Raw genomic sequence first — 22,549 nt, 5'->3', positions numbered from 1 at the left:
GCATTAATATAACGAATGGGAAAATTTAAAAGCGCCTTACTCCTTTTCTTTAAAGGAATGGGTATGGGTGGAGCTGATGTAGTTCCTGGTGTTTCAGGTGGTACTATTGCATTTATAACTGGTATTTATGAGGAGCTTCTCAACTCAATTAAATCACTAGATATTGAAGCGATTAAATTACTGTTTACATTTAAACTAGATCAATTTTGGAATAAAATAAACGGTAAGTTTCTCCTTCCACTCTTTTTAGGAATACTTACTAGTTTAGTTACTTTATCCAAAGTAATCCTATATTGCTTAGACAATTTTCCCATTCCAATATGGTCATTCTTTTTTGGCCTTATTATTATTTCTGCCCTTTTAGTTTTAAGGGCCATTAAAAGCTATAATATCGGAGTGATTATAGCCATTATTTTAGGTATAGCTATTGCCTATTTTATTACAGCTGCGTCTGCTGCTGAAACCCCGAATAGCTACCTTTATATTTTCATATCCGGAGCTGTTGCCATTTGCGCCATGATATTACCTGGAATTTCCGGATCATTCATACTCCTTATTTTAGGCAAATATGAATATATATTCAACGCAATTAGTAATATCGACCTCGCAACTATAGGGGTATTTGCTCTTGGTTGTATAACAGGCCTTTTATCCTTTGTAAGACTAGTATCATGGGTATTTAAAAAATATCATGACATTGCCATAGGTGTACTAGCCGGCTTTATGGTTGGCTCACTTAACAAAGTATGGCCTTGGAAGTTGCCTACAGCATTCAGGGTAAACAGCCATGGAGAACAAGTGGTTAGCTTTACTAAAAATGTATTACCATCCGAATATATGGAGGCTACTAACAACGATCCAAAAATATTTTTGGCCATCTTATTTTTAGCCATCGGAATTTTATTAGTAGTTGGTATCGAAAAAATAGCTAGCTACAAATCAACCCCTACAGATTAATGCATAAATACGGTCTAATTGGCAGGAAACTAACTCATTCATTTTCTAAAGGCTACTTTACAGATAAGTTTCAACGAGAAAACTTATCTGATCATGAATACGAATTGTATCCTTTAGAAAATATTGAACAGATAGAGACACTCCTAGAAAGCAACCCTGACTTAAAAGGCCTTAATGTTACTATTCCTTACAAAACAGAAGTTATACCATACCTAGATAAACTTGAAGAAAGTGCTGCTGTAATTGGAGCTGTTAATGTAATTAAAAAACAAGGCTCTCAATTAATTGGGTATAATTCTGATTACTACGGATTCAAATTATCTTTAGAAGAATGGCTACCTATTAACCATTCCTTTAAAGCACTTATTTTAGGAACCGGTGGGGCTAGCAAGGCTGTAGCAGCTGCACTTAATAGCCTTCATATCCCTTTTAGCTTTGTATCCCGAAACGGAAAAGATCATTTATCATATGATAGTTTGGCTGAAAATTTGTCGATTATAGAAGGTCACCAACTCATAATAAACACCACTCCACTCGGAATGCACCCCCATGTAACCGAAGCTCCAGCTATTCCGTATAAATTACTAAATGAATCATATTATCTGTATGATTTAGTGTATAACCCTGAATGCACTCAGTTTTTAGAGAACGGAAAAGCACAAGGAGCACACATCAAAAACGGACTTGAAATGCTACACCTTCAAGCAGAAAAAGCGTGGGAAATATGGAATAGTGAAGAATTATAAGCAAATTCTTCAGCTAACTACCTGTTAATTATACTGTAATTAAAACAACTGTTTTTTATTCTACTTAATCTAATTGTTAAACTACCATTATCACAATAAGTATAAGTCCCTGAAAAATAAAAAGTTAAACATTCAACAATTTAATTCATTCCATTTTATAGTAGACTCGAGGGTATTTTACTTTTGAAAAAAAAGTATTAAACACAGTTACCTATCAGCACCATATTATATATATGTAATATGAATATTATATAATTTATATACGCAAAAACATGATTTTTACTAAAAAGTGATAAAAATCATATTCATTTTCTATCCTACAGAAGCCATATTATTACAGTTTTGACTAATTAATGGCTCACAATTAACAAAGATTACTACTATACTACATAGTAAAAATACCTATCAACATATTAATACTAGAACAAGCCAACTACTATAAATAGCTATTTATAAAAGAAATATAGTTATAAATAGATCATTAAAAATAAAATATTACTAATATTTTATTACTTACGTATAGTATAATTAGTTTTTAACTTACATGAATATTTAATAAGACTTAATTTGCAAGATGCAAATGCACATGATTTAACCACCAAAGCTAATGATCATGAAGTCAAACATTCACCACCAAACACCCCCAGCATCACCACTAGCAATTGTAGGAGTTTCTTGTAGATTCCCAAAAGCCAATAACCTCTCAGAGTTCTGGGAATTATTAAAAGAAGGTAAAAATGCTGTTGAAACAATCCCTACGAACCGATGGGATAATGATTTATACTACAGCCCAGACAAAGCTGCTCCTGACAAATCGCATCAGAAGCACGCAGCTATGCTGGAAAAGGTCGACCATTTTGATCCACTATTTTTCAATATCTCACCAGCCGAAGCATCAGAGATGGCCCCGTCTCAAAAACTCATTTTGGAATTAGCATGGGAATGTTTAGAAAACACTTCCCGTCCCTACAATGAAATAGTTAACAGAAAGGTAGGTGTATATATTGGCAACATTTGGAATGATTATGAACATTTACGCAAAGATAAAAATGCTCAAATCACCTCACATTCGGCCCTAGGACAATCCGCTAATATAATAGCAAACCGCATTTCGTACTTTTTTGGTTTTACGGGTCCCAGTTTAGTTGTTGATACTGGCTGTTCGTCATCGTTAGTGGCCTTACATTTAGCCTGTCAAAGCCTTTGGGACCATAGCGTAGATGAATGTATGATAGGAGGCGTTAATCACACCCTAGATCCAGAACTCAATATATTTCTTTCCAAGTTTGGTGGTCTTTCGGCTAAAGGCACTTGTAGTACCTTTGATGCTGAGGCCGATGGTTTTGTGAGAGGAGAAGGGGCAGGAATAATAATGGTAAAAAGGCTGGAAGATGCAGAGCGAGACGGAGACAAAATATATGCTACTATAAGAGGCAGTGCCGTTAACAATAACGGATACAACTCTAATTTGCCAGCTACAAGCACCAGCGGCCAAATAGAAATGCTGAAAGAAGCATATGAAAGGGCAGGAATTCAACCCAACGAAGTGCATTATGTTGAAACTCATGGTACAGGCACCAAATTAGGGGATCCTACTGAAAGTAACGCCATTGGGGCATTTTTCAAGAAAAACAGAAGTACGGAATTAAGAGTAGGCTCAGTAAAGACTAACATTGGACACCTTGAAGGTGCAGCCGGAATTGCAGGCCTAATAAAAGTTATACTGGCCATTAACAACAAAAAACTACCTAAAAACCTCCACTTCAACACCCCAAATCCCGATATAGATTTCACTGGTTTAAAACTCAAAGTGCAAGATGCATTTACTGACTGGCCAACCATAGAAGGACAACCACTGAGAGCCGGTGTCAATTCATTTGGCTGGGGTGGCACTAATGCTCATACTATTTTAGAAGAATATATAACTCCTAACATTTCAAGCGCTAAAACAGAAAAATATAACCACAGCAATTACCTGCTGCCTATTTCTGCACGTACCGACAAAGCTTTATTTGAAAACATCAAAAATCACATCCATCATTTAGAATCAAAAATTAATGGTGTAAAACAACAATTTATTAACGTATGTGCGTCTTCAGCCATTAAGAAGCCCAATTTTGAATATCGCACTACTTTCTCTAGCACCTCTAAGGAAAGTATGATTCAAAAAATGAGAGATTTCCTTGACAATAATGATCAATGGAACCTTTCCACCCCTACTTCTAAAGAAGATAAAATAGTTTTTGTATTTCCTGGTCAAGGCTCTCAATGGCTAGGAATGGGCAAGGAACTATATCAATCTGAACCTATTTTTAAAAATGTTATTGACACATGCGACACTGCCTTTAAAAAGCATACAGATTGGTCATTACTAGACCAAATGTTTGCTGAGGAACACAACAGTAGACTGTCTGAAATCAATGTAATTCAACCTATGTTAATAGCTATGCAAATTGGCTTAGCTAAGCTATGGATATCAATGGGAGTATCACCAGATGCGGTGGTTGGTCATAGCATGGGAGAAGTGGGAGCCGCGTATCTTTCAGGAAGTATAACATTAGATGAAGCAGCTGCTGTTATATGTACTAGAAGTAAGCTAATGAAAACGGTTAGCGGAAAAGGAGGTGCTATGGCAGTAACGGAACTTACTGTAGAAGAAGCGGAAGTAACTATCCAAGAGTACTCGACCTTATCTATCGCTGTTAATAACAGCCCTAAATCAACAGTACTTGCAGGGGATCAAAAAGAAATATCGCAAGTACTGGAGCTACTCGAAGCTGAAGGTAAATTTTGCAGGCAGGTTAAGGTCGATGTTGCTTCGCACAGCAAACAGATGGATCCTTTAAAAGCTGATCTAAAAAATGCACTGACCGACCTTAAACCATCTAGCGAAAAAATAGCCCTGTATTCAACAGTAAAAGGTGCAAAAATAAATGGCACGGAACTCACCTCTGACTACTGGGTCAATAACCTTCGGCAAGGAGTTCAGTTTGCCTCTACTATGCAATTAATGGCAGCCGATGGGCACAAAATATTTATAGAAGTAAGCCCACACCCAGTTCTAATTACAGCCATCAACGAATGCCTTGATAGTTTTGAAACCAAGGGTATAACTTCAGCATCGACATATAGAAGCAAACCTGAAGTAGAAGAATTATACGCCAACCACAGACAGCTCTACGAAAAAGGGCTCAATATAAACTGGAAAGATTTCTATAGTGAAGTAAGTACTGAATTCACTTTTTTACCCAGTTACCCATTTCAAAGAGAACCATACACATTCACAGAGCGGGTTAACAACAAGGTCATTAAAAGCAATAGCGGACACCCTTGGATAGGCCAGCAAATAAAACTTGCAAACCTTAATTCTCACCATTACTGGGAGGCACACATACACCTAGATGAATTCAGCTTTTTAAAAGATTACAAAATAAACGATGTTATTGTATTGCCAAGTATAGCTTACATTGAAATGGTACTAGCTGCCCTAAAGCAATATTCTGGCTCTGACAAATGCGAATTATTAAATATCCAATTCAAAAACACAATTACATTTGAATCTGCGGAATCAGTAAAAGTACAGTTAAAAATTTGCGAAGAAGATCGTGGCTACGCCAGTTTCCAGTTTTTTCAAGAAATACAAGGGCATTGGGCCTTAACAGCAGAAGGGCAATACCACATAAAACACAACCTACAACTATATAACATACCAGCTTTAACAAAATTTGAAGGCTCAGAACTAGAAGTAAGTAAGTATTACGATGCTTTAGCTAAGCTAGGCCTCAATTATGGCACATACTTTAAGGGAATTAACAAAATAATGCTCAGTGAAAACGAAGTTGAAGCATTCGTTATCCCATCCCCTTATACCCAAAATGAAATTAAAAAGTTTGAGTACCACCCCACCCTACTAGACAGTTGCCTGCAATTAATATTTACCCATTTTACGCAGCAAGAGTTAGATAAAAACAAAACGGCATATTTAACAAGTATTGGGTGTTTTGAAGTATTTAATGAAATGCCTACAAATGGCAATTTAATTGTAAGAACTTTCAATTACCCTACAGATCAGCATTCTCCGCACATACACAATATCATGGCAGATATGCTAATCTTCAACGAGTCAGGGCAGCTGATTTTAAAAATAGACAGGCTAAGCGGCAAAATCATTACTACCACTGATTTTCAACAACCAGGCAACCAATGGTATCATACAGTAGAATGGAGCAAAGGAAGCTTAAAGAAAAACGCTGAAAGCCCTCAACAAAAAGAGTTTGTAATTATTACTGATGGCAACAACAACAATTTTGAACGACTCTACAACAAATTAAATGACAGCGGGCATGTTACCCATATCATATCAAGTGAAACTTGGGATTCTGACAGCAAGATTATAACCACAGATCTCAACGATTGTGAGTCTATTCATTATGCTTTAAAACAAATAAATTTAAAAACAGTAGATCAAATATTATACTGCATAGGTCATGAGCAAGTAGAAACTAACAGTAATATAGAAGTGGCTCATTCTTATTATTTAGTAAGTTTAATGCAAGCGCTTACAGCTCAAAAGCTTAATAAAGCACCTAAGGTGACCATAATAACCAACGGAGCACAGGCCGTAGAAAACAATTTACTCAACCTGAGACATACCGCAGCCACAGGGCTAGCCAGGGTCATTTCAAATGAGCTCCCTGAATATGAAATACAGCACATAGATTTCAGTTATCTAATTAATAATAATGAACTTGATCTGTATCTCGACATGCTGCAATCTCCGCTCATGTTAGAAAGAGAAATTGCCATTAGAAATAATGATATTTATGGAGCAAGATTGACAAAAACCACCCCTGACATATTCCAGATACAAGATATTAATTTCGATTCTGCCGGAGAATATTTAATAACAGGCTATAATGGTATTGCCTTTAGACTTGTAGAATGGATGTATGAAAAAGGGGCAAGAAAATTCTTACTCCTCAGCAGAAATGGCAAAACAGACGATTACGTATCTGAAAAAATTGAAAACCTATCTTTGAAAGGTGGTGAATTTAGAATTATTCCATGTGATGTAGCCAATTACAAATCACTCGAAAATATATTTAACAGACACATTAACCTTAAACAACTAAAAGGAATTATTCATGCAGCGGGGGTCATCAGTGCACAACCATTAGTAAGCTTAAGTAAAAATGAATACGAATCTATCCTCAACCCCAAAGTGAAAGGTGGCTGGAATCTTCACTTGCTATCTAAAAAAGCAAAATTAGATTATTTTATCACCTTCTCTTCAGCCTCCTCACTAATAGGCATTAGTGGTCAGGCTAGCTATGTTGCAGCCAATGCATACCTAGATGGGCTAGCACAATACCGAGTTGCTAATGGCTTACCTGCCATCAGTATTAACTGGGGTGCCATAAATGATTCGGGCATGGTTGCCAATACTGAGTCTCTAGAAAAATATGCTAAAGCAGAAGGATTTATATCTACATCTATGAGCGAAGCTATTACTGCCCTAGAGAATATTTTATATCAAGAGCCTGTTAATATTGGAATATTCAAACTAAATGCAGCACAGACGGCCGACTACTTCCCTAGATTGAAGAAAAGCAATTATTTCAGCCCCCTACTACAGATAGAAAAGTCAAATGATGAAAAGCAAAACTTATTACAACTACTAGAGCTTTTGCCAGACAATGATGAGAAAAAGCTAGCATTAGAAAATCATTTGAAACAACTGACCTCTCAAATAATAAAAACAAGCGCCAATAAGCTGAATGTAAATATGAGATTTAAAAGCCTCGGCATTGACTCTATAATGGCGGTTCAGTTACGCAATAAATTAGAAAAAGATCTCAATTTAAAACTCTCCGTTACCAATATTTGGGAGTATCCTACTATAGGCGAATATGCTGGTTTTTTATTAAACACCATTGCACCAAATCACAAGTCACACACAAGTGGGGAGCCCGCTATCAATCATGGGATAATTATACCTCAACCAAACAAAAACGCCACACATCGTTTAATTTGCTTTCACGATGCTGGAGGTAGCGCTTCATTATTTCATGACTGGGAAACCATGCTGACGCCTAACATAGAACTTATTATTGTTGAATTACCTGGAAGAGGGAAACAGTTATCTTCCGCTCCCTTTAACGATATGATAAAGGCTAGCAAGGTAGTCCTAAAGCATTTATTCAAGCTACTCGACAAGCCGTTTTCGTTCTTTGGGCATAGCATGGGAGGAATACTGGCATTTGAACTAACTCGAGAACTACGTAAGCAAAAGCTCTCTATGCCTAAACAACTTTTTGTGAGTTCTGTACCTCATTTAGCCACATTCGAAAAATCTTATATGGATCCCGATTTGGACTTACAACAACTAACTAAAGCCTTTCCTCATATTAGCGAAGAAAATACTCCAGATCCAGAATTGAGGAAAGTACTAATCAAATTACTAAGGATAGACTTGGCACTTATTAACAATTACCATTACAACTTTGAACCACCGTTTGACATTCCTGTAGTAGGAATACACGGAGCTCAAGACCCAAGAATTAGCAAGACTCAGGTTAAGAATTGGAAAAATGAAACAACTGTTGGCTTTCAACTACTAGAAAGACAAGGAGGACACAATTATATCCATCATGATCAGAACTTCATCATCAACTTTATTAACTCTGAAATTGGTAAATCGTCTCGACTTATGATGGAAAAAAGCTAAAAAAAATCAATTAAACAACATTAACTGTTTTTAAATGATTGAACAAAACGTAAGAATTAAATAAAAATTACTAAAACAATCAAATATTATTAAATAACCACACTTATATCACAAGCTTTTATGAGTGTGATTATTTATTATTATGAATATAAATTCCTTTAACAGAGGCAAAAGCAATAATATTTATCAATTATTCTAAAAATTAACACCATAAATCATACACCTAATGAAAGCATGATAAATCATTATTATTATGGACTTAAAATATATAGATTGACGCTATATTAAATTTAATTGATTGCCTTATGGAACGTGAAACTTTACTAAAACTAAAAAACCTAGAAGTAACCTTCGACAATGACTCTAAAATACTTTACTGCAAATGGATTGGATTTCAAAAGAAAGAAACCGTAATGAGCGGATGTGGAGATATTTTAAACCTAATGAAAAAGAAGGAGTGTTCTAAGGTATTGAACGATAACACAAGAGTTACAGGCCCATGGCAAGATGCCGCAGAGTGGGTATCTAAAGAATGGTTTCCTCAAATGGAAGCTGCAGGATTAAAACATTTTGCTTGGGTATTTTCTCCCAATATTTTTGCAGAAATATCAGCTCAAAAAGCCAAGCCAGATTCAGAGGTTGTTACAACTTTCCATTCTTTCTATGATGCAGAGCAGTGGCTAAAAACCTCTCAACCTGCACTAAAATAAGAAGCTAAATAATGTAAATAGAGTAAAGAGCATGCTATAGACTTTCGAGCTATATGCTGCTCTTTTTTTATTTCAACCTATTTAAAATCATAAATAATGTCGACAACCACACAAAGCGAACTTACAGAAAAATTATTAGGCACTTGGAAGTTAATATCATGGCACTATGAAGACAATGATGGTAACAAAACCGATTTCTTTGGCCCAATGCCAACCGGCAGACTAACTTACACTAACGATGGATATATGAGTGCTCACCTTGTTCAATCAGGAAGGCCACAACTTAGCCAAGAAGGCATGTTTGATGGTACTCCAGAAGAAATGATTGCTGCATATAAAAGCTATTTTGGCTATTACGGCAAATTTTATGAAGAAGAACCCGGAACCATAGTCCATGAAGTAGAAGGTTGTATACTAGCTAATTGGGTAGGACAAAAGCAACGAAGATTCGTAAAACTAGAAAACGGCAACTTAGTGATTTATACTCCACCTATATTATCAAATGGCAAAGAATTAGTATTTTACTTAGTATGGGAGAGATAATTAAATTAGAATAATATAGATTATATACATTTCAATATTATAACGTTTATAAAAATCATAAATCAAGTATTTTTTTAATTAATTTCATACATTGAGAATAGGTTAATATAATATTTATTCATTAATAACTTTTCCTCATGGATATGGAACTCGAAATTTTACTAAGACAAAAAAATTTAGAGGTTTCTTACGATCAAGAAACACAAATACTTCACTGCAAATGGATTGGCTTTCAAAACAAAGAAGGTATAATGAGCAGTGGTGAGCAAATCTTATCCATTCTTGCAACGAAAAAAGCATTCAAAGTGCTGAATGACAATAGTGGTGTCACCGGCCCATGGCAAGATGCCGCTGAATGGGTATCTAAAAATTGGTTTCCACGAATGGAAGCTGCCGGACTCAAGTACTTCGCATGGGTATTTTCGCCCAATATTTTTGCTGAGCTTTCAGCTCAAAAGGCACTACCGGCCAGCGATGTTGTTACCACATTCCATTCTATACCTGAAGCTGAAAAATGGCTCATTAATCTATAAAAATCAATCGGACATTATCTTCACAACTAATATAGTGTCCGATTTTTCTTCTTAATCAATTATAATTGCTCTATTTCTCTAACATTTCCTTTCTATTACGTATTATAAGGTACTAGTTCTTATTAAAATTAGATCTGGAACATAATACCTTATGAAATTTAGACTAACCAGCGAATACGAAGCCACCGGAGACCAACCCACTGCCATTGCTCAATTGACCAAAGGAATTGAAAATGGAGAGCAATATCAGACCCTGCTTGGAGCTACCGGCACAGGAAAAACATTTACAATGGCCAATGTAATCAACAACATGAATAGGCCATCAATAATTTTGTGCCACAACAAAACCCTTGCAGCACAGCTTTATGGAGAATTTAAAAGATTTTTTCCTGAAAACGCTGTAGAGTATTTCATATCATATTATGATTACTACCAACCTGAAGCCTTCATTCCATCTTCGAACCTATATATAGAAAAGGATTTATCTATTAATGAAGAAATTGAAAAGCTCCGATTAAGTGCCACCTCATCTTTACTTACAGGCAGAAGAGACATTATAGTTGTAGCCTCAGTATCGTGTATATATGGTATAGGAAACCCCGAAGAATTTGGTAAAAACGTAATCAAACTCAGAGTTGGAGAGACCATTGCAAGAAATAAATTACTTTTCGCGCTGGTAGACATACTATACAGCCGCACAGAGGCAGAATTTAAAAGAGGTAACTTTAGGGTAAAAGGCGATACTGTTGACATATTTGTTGCTTATGGAGATTTTGCCTACCGCATTATGTTCTGGGGAGATGAAATTGAAACTATTCAGCAAATAGACCCCAACTCAGGCAAAACGCTATCTGAAGAGCAGGCAATCACAATATTCCCCGCCAACTTGTTTGTAACAGGCAAGGAACTACTTCATCAAACTATTCACCAAATACAAGATGACCTTGTAAGCCAGGTTAAGCACTTTGAGACGGAGCACAAACATTTAGAGGCTAAAAGAATTCAGGAACGCACAGAATTTGATATAGAAATGATGCGTGAACTCGGGTATTGCTCTGGTATAGAGAACTATTCACGGTACTTTGACAGACGACTACCAGGAACGCGCCCATTCTGCTTGCTGGATTATTTCCCTGACGACTATTTAATGTTTATAGATGAAAGTCATGTAACAGTACCTCAAATCCGAGCCATGTGGGGTGGTGACAGGTCCAGGAAAGTCAATCTTGTAGATTTTGGATTTAGGTTACCGGCCGCGTTAGACAACCGCCCTTTAACTTTTAATGAATTTGAAGCACTACAAAATCAGGTAGTTTACGTAAGTGCAACTCCTGCAGAATATGAATTAAGAAACACTGAAGGCGTAGTGGCCGAACAAATCATTAGACCAACAGGTTTATTAGATCCTATAATTGATGTACGCCCTAGCACCAACCAAATTGACGACTTACTGGGTGAAATAGACGATAGGATACAAAAAGATGAACGCGTTTTAGTAACTACATTAACTAAACGAATGGCCGAAGAACTTACTAAATTTTTAGAAAGGGCTAGTATAAAATGTAGATACATCCATAGCGAAGTAGACACATTGGACAGGGTAGAAATTTTGAGACAATTAAGGTTAGGTGAGTTTGATGTTTTGGTGGGAGTAAACCTTCTAAGAGAAGGACTTGATTTACCAGAGGTTTCGCTTGTGGCCATTTTAGATGCTGACAAAGAAGGTTTCTTACGAAATCAAAGATCTTTGATACAGACGATTGGTAGAGCTGCCCGAAATGCCAACGGCATGGTAATAATGTACGCTGACAGCGTAACCCCATCTATGCAAGCTTCTATAGACGAAACTGCCCGTAGAAGAAGCATTCAGATGGCGTATAATGAAGAGCATGGCATTACACCACGCACCATACTAAGATCGAAAGAATCTATAATGCAGCAAACAAACGTTGCTGATCACAATAAATCAAACAAAAAATACTACACAGGCGAAGAAGCTCCATCTATAGCAGCTGACCCCGTAGTATCTTACATGGGCAAAGAGGAAATCAAGAAATTGATTAACAAAACCCAAAAGGCTATGGAAAAAGCTGCGAAAGAGCTGGACTTTATAGAAGCTGCTAAACTTCGAGATGAGCTACTAGAACTACAAAAATTAGAGAAAGAAAAACAAGATTAACCGTTATACCAAAATGAAAATATGAATAAGAGGCTCTTTTTTATTAGTTCATTAACTTCTGCGTTAATTGGCGCCATTACAGCATGCTTAATTATTGTTGCTTACAATAACGAAGACTATAATCAAGCCTCTTATAACTCTATTTCGGCACAGCAAAAAAAGGCGGCCAATTACATAAGTTATGATAGCGCCTACGCTGTCCCAAAAGGGCTAAACTTTGTTAGTGCTGCCCAAAAAGTAATTCCAGGAGTTGTACATATAAGAACCTTATACAGCAGCGGAAAATTTAGCTTAAATGCTTTGGAAGGATATTTCGGCAACCCTACCCGCTCTTCCGGTTCGGGTGTAATTGTCAGTAATGATGGCTACATCATCACCAACAATCATGTAATTGAGGGTGCTAGCCAAATAGATGTAGTGCTAAATGACAACAGAAACTACCCTGCAAAGATCATTGGAACTGATCCTACTACTGATCTTGCTTTACTAAAGATAAAAGAACAAAACCTCAATTTTGTTCAGTACGGCAACTCCGACAAAACATTACCAGGAGAATGGGTATTAGCCATAGGCAACCCTTTCGATCTTAACTCCACGGTAACTGCAGGGATAGTAAGCGCTAAAGCTAGAAACATAGGAATATTACGAGACAAAAACAACCTACAAATTGAGGCATTCATACAAACAGATGCAGCCGTCAACCCCGGAAACAGTGGAGGCGCATTAGTCAATTTAAATGGTGAGCTTATTGGCATTAATACAGCTATAGCCACGCCAAACGGCAGCTATGCAGGTTATTCATTTGCAGTGCCAGTATCTTTAGTAAAAAAAGTAATTGATGACCTTTTAGAGTTTGGCGCAGTACAGCGAGGCTTATTAGGTATTCGTATAGCAGATGTAAACGCACGAATAGCAGAAGCGGAACAATTGGATTTAGTTGCAGGAGTATTTATAAGTCAGGTAAACCCCAATAGTGCAGCAGAAAATGCAGGACTAGCAGAAGGCGACATTATTATTTCTATCAATCACTCCCCTACTAACAACGTATCAGAATTACAAGAAATGGTAGCTCGTAACCGCCCAGGAGACCAGATTACGGTAACTTATTATAGAAACCAGAAAAAAAACACTGTTACAGCAACTTTAAGAAATACTGAAGGCACTACAGAAATTATAAAAAAAGCGATCCAAACCAACATTAAAGGAGCTGTATTCAAAAATCTCTCAGTAGAAGAGATGAAAACTTTTAATATTGATGGTGGAGTAAAAATTATAGCCTTAAATGATGGAAAATGGAAAGAAGCAGGGGTAGCAAAAGGCTTTATAATAACACAAATAGACAAAGTAGGCATTGCAAACCTAGAAGACCTGAACCGCACATTAGCGAATAAGCAGGGAGGCATTTTGGTAGAGGGAATCAATTCAAATGGCGACCAGAATATTTACGGCATCAACTGGTAAAATCAACCACATTCTAATAGACACAGTTACTCACATTCATTAGTTTTGTTAACAGACAAAATCATTAAACTCATGAATAACGAAAAAATAAGCATAGCTGAAACGTTAAAAACCCTCAATATTAACGAAGACAATGCCGGGACATCTACTGGCAGTAGTTGGTTAAGCGAAGGGCATGAATACATAGACTCGTATAGTCCTGTTGATGGTTATTTAATAGCAAGAGTTAAGGTAACTACTAATGCAGAATATGAGCAAGTAATTACTAAAGCTTCCGAAGCATTTAAAACTTGGCGCTTAACGCCTGCTCCACAAAGAGGAGAAATCGTAAGACAAATTGGCGACAAGTTAAGAGAAAAGAAAGAAGAACTAGGTAAGCTTGTATCTTACGAAATGGGAAAGTCATATCAAGAAGGACTTGGTGAAGTTCAAGAGATGATTGACATATGTGATTTTGCCGTAGGCTTATCTCGCCAGTTACATGGGTTAACCATGCATTCTGAGAGACCAAACCATAGAATGTATGAGCAGTATCATCCGCTAGGCATTGTAGGCATCATTAGCGCATTCAATTTCCCTGTGGCCGTTTGGTCTTGGAACACTATGCTTGCTTGGGTTTGTGGTGATGTATGTGTATGGAAACCGTCAGAAAAAACTCCATTATGTGGTATTGCCTGCCAGAATATTGTACAAGAAGTTTTTGCCAATAATAATGTCCCAGAAGGGGTTTCTTGCCTCATCAATGGTGATTACAATGTAGGTAAATACATGACTGAAGATCAAAGGATACCTTTAGTATCTGCTACAGGCTCTACCAGAATGGGTAAACAAGTTGCTTCTACTGTAGGTGCCAGATTGGGCAAATCATTATTAGAGCTAGGAGGAAACAACGCTATAATTATTACAGAAAATGCCGACCTTGATGTAGCCATATTAGGAGCTGTGTTCGGAGCGGTAGGAACTTGCGGCCAAAGGTGTACTTCTACAAGAAGGCTAATTATACATGAAAGTAAATATAACGAAGTAAAAGAAAAGCTGGTTGCAGCTTATAAGCAACTAAGCATAGGAAATCCTCTAGACACAAAAAATCATGTGGGTCCATTAATAGATACTGGCTCAGTAGAGAATTACCTTAAAGCAATTGAAGCCATTAAAACTCAAGGAGGCAAAATACTAGTTGAAGGAGGCATTATAGAAGGCATGGGATATGAATCTGGATGTTATGTGAAACCTGTAATTGCAGAGGCAACTAACGACCTAGACATAGTACAGCAAGAAACTTTTGCCCCTATTCTGTACATTATGTCATACAATGCTTTAGACGAAGCCATAGAATTACAGAATGGAGTAGCACAAGGTTTATCTTCAGCCATTATGACTACCCATATGAGAGAAATGGAAACCTTTTTATCACATGCCGGCTCTGACTGCGGAATTGCAAACGTAAACATAGGCACCTCTGGAGCCGAAATAGGTGGAGCTTTTGGTGGAGAAAAAGAAACAGGAGGAGGAAGAGAAAGCGGATCCGATGCATGGAAAGTTTACATGAGAAGGCAGACCAATACTATCAACTACGGAACAGAACTGCCGCTAGCTCAAGGCATAAAATTCAATATTTAAAACAAAACCTTACATCAATCTTACTAGAGAGCAATAATTCTAGGTTTTAAAATAATATTTAGATTTTATCTACACTTTAATATTTTGTAATTACTGTGGTATGAATTATATTTAGATTACATAAGATTAAAAAATATATGTCAGATAACAACAAAAAATATATCTCTGTGATGTTAATCGATGATAACGAAATCGATAACCTTATCAATCAAAAAATGATAGAGGCAGCTGATATATCACAATATATTTATACACATACCGGTGCTAAAAGTGCAATTGAGTTTTTAAAAAACATCGAAAAGGTTGAAGAAATTTCTGACAAGATACTTCCAAACGTTATTTTCTTAGATATTGATATGCCCTTAATGGATGGCTTTCAATTTTTAGATGAATTTGAAAAGCTATCTGAGCGCACCAGAAACAAGTGTAAAATTGTGATGCTAACTTCTTCAATCAATCCGCAAGACGTTAATAAGTCAAAGAAATACAGTTATGTAAAACAATATATTAATAAGCCTTTATCTCAAGACAATTTGGCCAAGCTAAATATATAACATACTGTCCTTCTCACTGCGCATACATTAGACAAAACAAAAAGAGCTGCCAAATTTGGCAGCTCTTTTTGTTTAATGTTTTTTATTAACCTTCCATTAAGGCCTGTTACTTAACCTACTGATGAAATCTTCATCCATAATAATCATCTGCGTAGGAGAGAAATAGATAGATTTTTTAGGTTCAGATTTATTAATCAAACTTCTTATTTTTTCTGTCTTATTCTTCTTAATCTCACTAATAGATACTTTCATGATTTTAGATAAAAGAAGTATATGCTCACAATTCTCTTTACCTAACAACCTAATTTGTCTCTGAATACTGTTGATTAACTGATTAAACAAATCAAAGTCATTCATTAAACAATACTGAAGAGCCAAGATAATTTTTATTTCCAGCTGCATAAATGGATATTTTTTTAGACTCACTTCATTAAGCAAAGTGTTAATCCATTTACTAGCCTCATCATATTTTTCTACATAATAACACGATATAGCTCTGTACATAGTATAAGTCACATAAGATGCTACATCTAATTTATCTACCTCAAAATCGTGAAACAGTCCATCATTCTCTTCATACACCTTCCTCACATTGCCAATTCTAATATGGCGCTCCATTTTAGTAATCAAGAATTGCGCAGGATATGTATAAAGCGCATAATTGGTTAATAAATTACTGGCTGCATCATTAACCTCTTCGTAGAATTTTTCAGCCTTACGATATACCTTATAATGATTGTAATATTCCAGTTTAAGGAACTCAAACACTAAGTTTAAGTGATAATAGATAGAATCCAGTTGATATTGATTAAATATCTTCTGCACATTATCAAGTATATCTTCAATTGGCTCAAGGCTTTCATCCATTGTATCTGCCTGGTCTACAAATAGCCTATGGAAAATAACCATACAACTATAGTAAACATACAAACGGTGAGATTCATACAATGCACTCACATTGTGCATCTCCTTTAATAGAAGGTTTAATCCAAGCTTATCCGTTTCGTCACCAGACAAAGTATAGTTACCATATTTTTTAAAATACTCCGATAACAAGTCTTCCGATTTATCAACAGCCAGCATGTATGCAACATGACGGTTATATAACTGACTATAGTTATAGTAATCAGGAGAATTAATATGAAGCTTTTTTAATGACTTATATACGATTGTTAATTCATTAGAAAGATCATAATCCAGCAACTCTTTCTCTAACTTTTTAAGCGTGGCAATAGCGATAGCTTTCTTTTTGGTAAAGATGATCTCATTAATATTGGCCACTTTTTTAAGAATATCTGTCCTGGGGCTCTCCATCTGCTGAAGCAGATATTCTTCTATTTTTTGATTAAGGCGGGATCGCAAAGTATAATACGCATTGGTATTTACTTCCAGCTCCTGCATAATTTTATTATCAGAAAGCTGACGCTCGCGCATGGCCTTTATTAAATAAGCTGACTTATCGGCATTGCTCTCAAGGAGTGAATCATGTATTGCTTGGTAGTCCCTGCTGGATAATTGTTTTATGATGTTTTTCAGCTTAGCCATAGACGGTATTTATTCCAAATAATAAAATTCTTAATAACTTTTCTTTTTATAAAGGAAAGGTAAAATCAGTTTCACCTAACCAAGATCGGAAAAATATACTAAATATATCCTATACATTCACATCAGAGCACAAAATTATTAGTACTTATAGCGTGCGTTTAGCAGTTGGAAATACACTTTTAAGACTATGATGTAATGAAAAAGTGTATTAAACCGATATAATTAGTATAAAGTAAAATATTAGAAGCAAAGCCTTACAAGTACGCCCCTCCCCCTATATATGCTGAAAATCAATCTAATATCAAGCAGTTAAATGCAATTCACCTCACCCTACACCCTCACCTCCCTAATATTTTAAGGCTTTAGTTCGAAATTACTCCAAAAATCATACAATGTAACATTCTAACTAAAATTACACATGATTATTGTATTCAGCAAGTAAGTTATTTTTTAGTGGTTGTATTTGGTGTATTTGATAGGTAGAAAACCTGAAGTTATTAGATAAGTAAGGTTTGTTGCTTTAATCAAACCTTGAGGGGTATAAAACAAAAACACCTTACAAAATGTAAGGTGTTTTTATTTTGTGGAGAATACCGGATTACCCTCACTTAAAACAAACCTTGCGCAATAGCTACAAAATGGAAATAGTATTAGATAATCCCTCAAAATGTAGCACTGCAGTAACGTTTATTTCCAGCAAAAACTAATAAAAATTACTTTTCAAATAGATATTTTAAAACATCAGCTGTCTTAGGATTATGCATTTTAATTTGAATAGATACCTCCTTTTTATTCTCACTGTTCAAAATTTCATCTAATTCAATTGCTGTAATAGACTGATTGCCATCCTCCGTCTTCCCCGACCACTTTTTTGACAAAATATCATAGATGTTGACCTCCAAAGCCATCATAATACGCTCTAACAACTCTGTATTAATCCCTTTCTTTTTTAAAATCTTTGAAGCACCCGCACTGCTGTGACCAATAAGCCCACCTAATTCAGTGGCACTCATTCCTTTAGCCTGAAGAATTTCTCTAATTAAATTACCTACGTGCATATAAAAAAATTATGAAAGCTTAAAATGAAAATTCTGCTGAATTTAACCAAGAAAATAATAGTTATTTTCAACCAAACGCCAAAAACACTTCACAATATTTATGTTTTATTAGACTTTAATTTCACAAAGTTTATATGGGTAATTAGATCTAAATTCATCCATTAGAATTTCGGACTTTTTTGTAGCTCTATTTGTAGCATACATCAACACAAAAAAATAACTCACTGTTTTTCAGTGAGTTATTAATGTATTGTGGAGAATACCGGATTCGAACCGGTGGCCTCTACACTGCCAGTGTAGCGCTCTAGCCAGCTGAGCTAATCCCCCATCTGCTATAGTGGCAGCAAATATATTAAAAAAACATTTACTAAAAAGGCCTCCTGGCTGTAATATATCTTTTTTTATAATATTTAGTTTCTAGGCTACTTTCTACCACCCCTAAAGACGATGAGCTATGTATAAACTTAACCCCATCTCGTCTAGTACGCGTAACCAGTCCCACATGCGTTATTTCCCGTTTTTTCTTTCCCGTAGCAAAGAATACCAAGTCTCCTGCTTCCAGCTTCTTCTTTTTAACTTTCTTACCAATCTTGCTTTGCTGAATTGAGGTTCGAGGTATAGGATACCCTACAGCGTTATAGGCATTTAAAAGTAACCCCGAGCAATCCATACCCGAACGCGAGGTTCCACCCCACAAATATGGTGTACCCATATAACTTTTTGCTGTATTAATAACGGTCTCAATTTTCTGCTGCCTAACTTTAGCCTTGCGAGCAGAAGCACAGGATGATAGTATTATGATAAAAGACAACCAGACAACGAGTCGTAATTGCTGTTTCATATATAGTATTAATAGATGAAAAAATTTTGATACTGTTAACTTAATTGCTTAAGTGCTTTTTACAAAAACAAAAAGATTTTAATTTCAAAAAAATTTTAGAAAAGGCTTTGCAATACTACGATAACCTAACCCAACTCCAAGCGCAATTAGAGGGAGATCTTTATTTTGATGACACCATGCGCACTTTATATGCTACTGACGCCTCTGCCTACAGAGAAATGCCTCTAGCGGTAGCCATTCCTAAATCCGAAGCTGATTTAAAGATCTTAATTCAATTTGCTAACGAGCATAAGACTTCATTAATACCCAGAACTGCAGGCACATCACTAGCCGGCCAAGTAGTGGGTAATGGCATTATCGTAGACGTTTCGAAACATTTCACTAAAATATTAGAGGTAAATGAAAAAGAAGGCTGGGTGCGTGTGCAACCAGGCGTAGTAAGAGACGAGCTAAATTTTCACCTAAAACCATATGGTTTGTACTTCGGCCCAGAGACATCAACGGCCAACAGAGCTATGATCGGAGGTATGATTGGTAACAACTCTTGCGGCTCAAACTCACTGGTATATGGCAGCACGAGAGATCACCTCTTATCAGTCAACGCCATACTAAGTGATGGTAATGAAACGATATTCGAGGAGATATCCAACGAAGAGTTTGAAGAAAAATGCAAGCAAACCACCCAAGAAGGGGAAATTTATAAAAACATTAAAGCCATACTGACAGATTCTACTAATAGAAGTCAGATAGAAGAGCATTACCCTAAAAAAAGTATAGATAGAAGAAATACAGGGTATGCCATTGATTTATTAAAAGATGCGGCCCCTTTCAACAACACAGGCGAGCCCTTTAATTTTTGTAAACTCATTGCAGGATCAGAAGGAACCTTAGCTTTTATCACTGAGGCTAAAATAGCCGTTTCTCCTCTTCCAAAACCTCATCAAGGACTTGTCTGCATCCATTTCAACTCCATTTACGAGTCGTTAAAAGGCAACCTTATCGCGCTGAAATATGCCCCTACAGCTTGTGAGCTAATGGATCATTATATTTTAGAGTGCACCAAAGAAAACATACAATATCGTCAAAACAGATCTTTTGTAGAAGGAGACCCTGAAGCTATTTTAGTTGTAGAACTTAGAGAAGATAGTGAAGAAGAACTAAACCATAAGGTCAACACATTAATAGAAGACCTAAAGAATAATAATCTTGGGTACCATTTCCCTTTAATAACAGGTGCAGATACTAAAAAGGTATGGGATTTAAGAAAAGCAGGCTTGGGCTTATTAAGCAATATACCTGGTGATGCTAAACCCGCACCAGTAATTGAAGATACTGCTGTTGATGTAAATGACCTCCCAGAATACATTAATGATTTTAACCTGGTACTAAAAAAGCACAACCTTTTTTGTGTGCATTATGCTCATGCAGGTACAGGTGAACTCCACTTAAGGCCTATTTTGAATTTAAAAACGCAAGAGGGGCACGAGCTATTCAGAACAATATTGGATGAAATAGCCAAATTGGTAAAAAAATACAAAGGTTCATTAAGTGGAGAGCATGGTGATGGCCGTTTAAGGGGCGAATTCATACCTTTCATGCTCGGTGAACACAATTATAATTTATTAAAACAACTAAAATATACCTGGGATCCGAAAAATATATTTAACCCAGGCAAAATAGTTGATACGCCAAGCATGAATACCATGCTAAGGTACAAGGCAGGCCAAGAAACAAGGCAATTTGACACTACGCTCAATTTTGACCAATATCAAGGTTATCTGAGAGCAGCCGAACAGTGCAATGGCTCAGGAGACTGTAGGAAAACGCACCTAACAGGCGGCACTATGTGTCCATCTTACATGGCTACAAAAAATGAAAAAGATACTACAAGAGCCCGAGCTAACATCCTGAGAGAAGTACTCACCAACAGCTCTAAAAGTAATCCATTTGATAGCGAAGAGATCAAAGATGTGATGGATCTATGTTTGTCATGCAAAGGCTGTAAATCAGAATGCCCTTCTAATGTTGACATGGGAAAACTGAAAACAGAATTTTTACATCAGTATTATAAAGCTAATGGAATTCCGTTTAGGACCAAGCTTATCTCCAATTTCAGCGCACTTAATAAACTAGCCTCTAAAGCCCCCGGCTTGTATAATTTTTCGGTAACTAATAAACTGACTAGTGGCATCATTAAATCATTTAGTGGATTTGCCAAAGACAGAAGCATACCTAAACTTCACAAATACACATTAGAGCGTTGGTATCATAAAAACATCCATAACCTTACGCCAAAACATGTAGTAGGAGAACTTTATTTCTTTATAGATGAGTTTACCAATTACAATGATACAGAGATAGGAATTACCACAATAAAATTACTATCTAAACTAGGTTACAAGGTGAATTTTGCTAGCCACCCAGAAAGTGGACGAACATATTTGTCCAAAGGAATGCTGGATCATGCAAAGCAATATGCTAGAGAAAATTTCAGCATATTTAAAGACATTATATCTAATGACACTCCGTTAGTAGGGCTAGAGCCTAGTGCCATTTTATCTTTTAGAGATGAATACCCCGATTTAGTATCTTCAGAGAACAGAATACAGGCGCAAGAATTGGCCAAGCATACTTTTACTATAGAAGAGTTTATAGCCAAGGAAATAGACAAAGGTAACATTGACAAAACCAAGTTTAAAGAAGACTCTTTAACAATCAAATACCATGGGCATTGTCATCAAAAGGCGGTATCATCACTAGTACCTACTAAAAAAATGCTTTCTTTACCTACAAATTATGAAGTACACATGATACCCTCTGGCTGTTGTGGAATGGCCGGCTCTTTTGGGTATGAAAAAGAACACTATGACATATCCATGTCCATTGGAGAACTAGTACTTTTCCCTACGGTACGCAAGCAACCAGAAGAAGTTATTATAGCAGCGAGTGGAACAAGCTGTAGACATCAAATTAAAGACGGAACTACACGAACTGCTCAGCACCCAGTAGAAATACTATATGCTGCACTAATTTGAGGAAAACCTTGCATTATATCATGAGTTATTTATAAATTCG

Annotated in this window: 14 protein-coding genes and 1 tRNA gene; 11 read left to right on the top strand and 4 right to left on the bottom strand. The window is 36.2% G+C overall.

The features are described 5' to 3' along the window. Positions 1-15 precede the first annotated feature (15 nt). The 10 genes from ACXACQ_RS10340 (at position 16) to ACXACQ_RS10295 (ending at position 16,030) form a co-directional block, all read left to right on the top strand. Positions 16-957, top strand: coding sequence for a DUF368 domain-containing protein (locus ACXACQ_RS10340; protein ID WP_474975866.1), 942 nt, complete (start codon positions 16-18; stop codon positions 955-957). Then, entirely contained in the window at positions 957-1,703 is a 747-nt protein-coding gene (locus ACXACQ_RS10335) for a shikimate dehydrogenase family protein (protein WP_474975865.1), read from the top strand. The genes ACXACQ_RS10340 and ACXACQ_RS10335 overlap by 1 nt, the downstream gene beginning before the upstream one ends. Before the next feature lie 613 nt (positions 1,704-2,316). After that, entirely contained in the window at positions 2,317-8,430 is a 6,114-nt protein-coding gene (locus tag ACXACQ_RS10330) for an SDR family NAD(P)-dependent oxidoreductase (RefSeq protein WP_474975864.1), read from the top strand. Positions 8,431-8,735: 305 nt separating this feature from the next. Beyond that, a complete protein-coding gene (locus tag ACXACQ_RS10325; RefSeq protein WP_474975863.1) occupies positions 8,736-9,140 on the top strand; it encodes a hypothetical protein in 405 nt (134 codons plus the stop codon). Between the two features lie 96 nt (positions 9,141-9,236). Next, complete coding sequence (locus ACXACQ_RS10320; RefSeq protein ID WP_474975862.1) at positions 9,237-9,683, top strand: lipocalin-like domain-containing protein; 447 nt, start codon at positions 9,237-9,239, stop codon at positions 9,681-9,683. A 143-nt stretch (positions 9,684-9,826) separates the two neighbouring features. Then, a complete protein-coding gene (locus ACXACQ_RS10315; protein ID WP_474975861.1) occupies positions 9,827-10,216 on the top strand; it encodes a hypothetical protein in 390 nt (129 codons plus the stop codon). 151 nt (positions 10,217-10,367) lie between these two features. Next, positions 10,368-12,395 carry an excinuclease ABC subunit UvrB gene (gene uvrB / locus ACXACQ_RS10310; protein ID WP_474975860.1) on the top strand — a complete coding sequence of 676 codons (2,028 nt, stop codon included), beginning with the start codon at positions 10,368-10,370 and terminating at the stop codon, positions 12,393-12,395. A 21-nt stretch (positions 12,396-12,416) separates the two neighbouring features. Next, positions 12,417-13,856, top strand: coding sequence for a trypsin-like peptidase domain-containing protein (locus tag ACXACQ_RS10305; protein WP_474975859.1), 1,440 nt, complete (start codon positions 12,417-12,419; stop codon positions 13,854-13,856). 72 nt (positions 13,857-13,928) lie between these two features. Then, positions 13,929-15,476 (top strand): L-piperidine-6-carboxylate dehydrogenase, encoded by a 1,548-nt coding sequence (gene amaB, locus ACXACQ_RS10300; RefSeq protein WP_474975858.1) that lies wholly within the window; start codon positions 13,929-13,931, stop codon positions 15,474-15,476. 137 nt (positions 15,477-15,613) lie between these two features. After that, positions 15,614-16,030: a response regulator gene (locus ACXACQ_RS10295; RefSeq protein ID WP_474975857.1), complete on the top strand. Its 417-nt coding sequence runs from the start codon at positions 15,614-15,616 to the stop codon at positions 16,028-16,030. A 96-nt stretch (positions 16,031-16,126) separates the two neighbouring features. On the opposite strand, the gene ACXACQ_RS10290 is transcribed toward ACXACQ_RS10295, so the two are convergent. The 4 genes from ACXACQ_RS10290 to ACXACQ_RS10275 form a co-directional block, all read right to left on the bottom strand. Then, complete coding sequence (locus ACXACQ_RS10290; RefSeq protein ID WP_474975856.1) at positions 16,127-17,575, bottom strand: hypothetical protein; 1,449 nt, start codon at positions 17,573-17,575, stop codon at positions 16,127-16,129. A gap of 713 nt (positions 17,576-18,288) precedes the next feature. Beyond that, complete coding sequence (locus ACXACQ_RS10285) at positions 18,289-18,633, bottom strand: helix-turn-helix domain-containing protein (protein WP_474975855.1); 345 nt, start codon at positions 18,631-18,633, stop codon at positions 18,289-18,291. Positions 18,634-18,886: 253 nt separating this feature from the next. After that, positions 18,887-18,960: transfer RNA gene (locus tag ACXACQ_RS10280), tRNA-Ala, on the bottom strand. Positions 18,961-19,000: 40 nt separating this feature from the next. Then, entirely contained in the window at positions 19,001-19,474 is a 474-nt protein-coding gene (locus tag ACXACQ_RS10275; protein WP_474975854.1) for a C40 family peptidase, read from the bottom strand. Positions 19,475-19,581: 107 nt separating this feature from the next. On the opposite strand from ACXACQ_RS10275, the gene ACXACQ_RS10270 reads away from it, so the two are divergent. After that, entirely contained in the window at positions 19,582-22,509 is a 2,928-nt protein-coding gene (locus tag ACXACQ_RS10270) for an FAD-binding and (Fe-S)-binding domain-containing protein (protein WP_474978470.1), read from the top strand. The last annotated feature ends 40 nt before the right edge of the window (positions 22,510-22,549 follow it).

This window comes from Fulvivirga sp. AWR4_260, from assembly GCF_056158185.1.
This window is presented reverse-complemented; position numbering and strand designations above follow the sequence as displayed.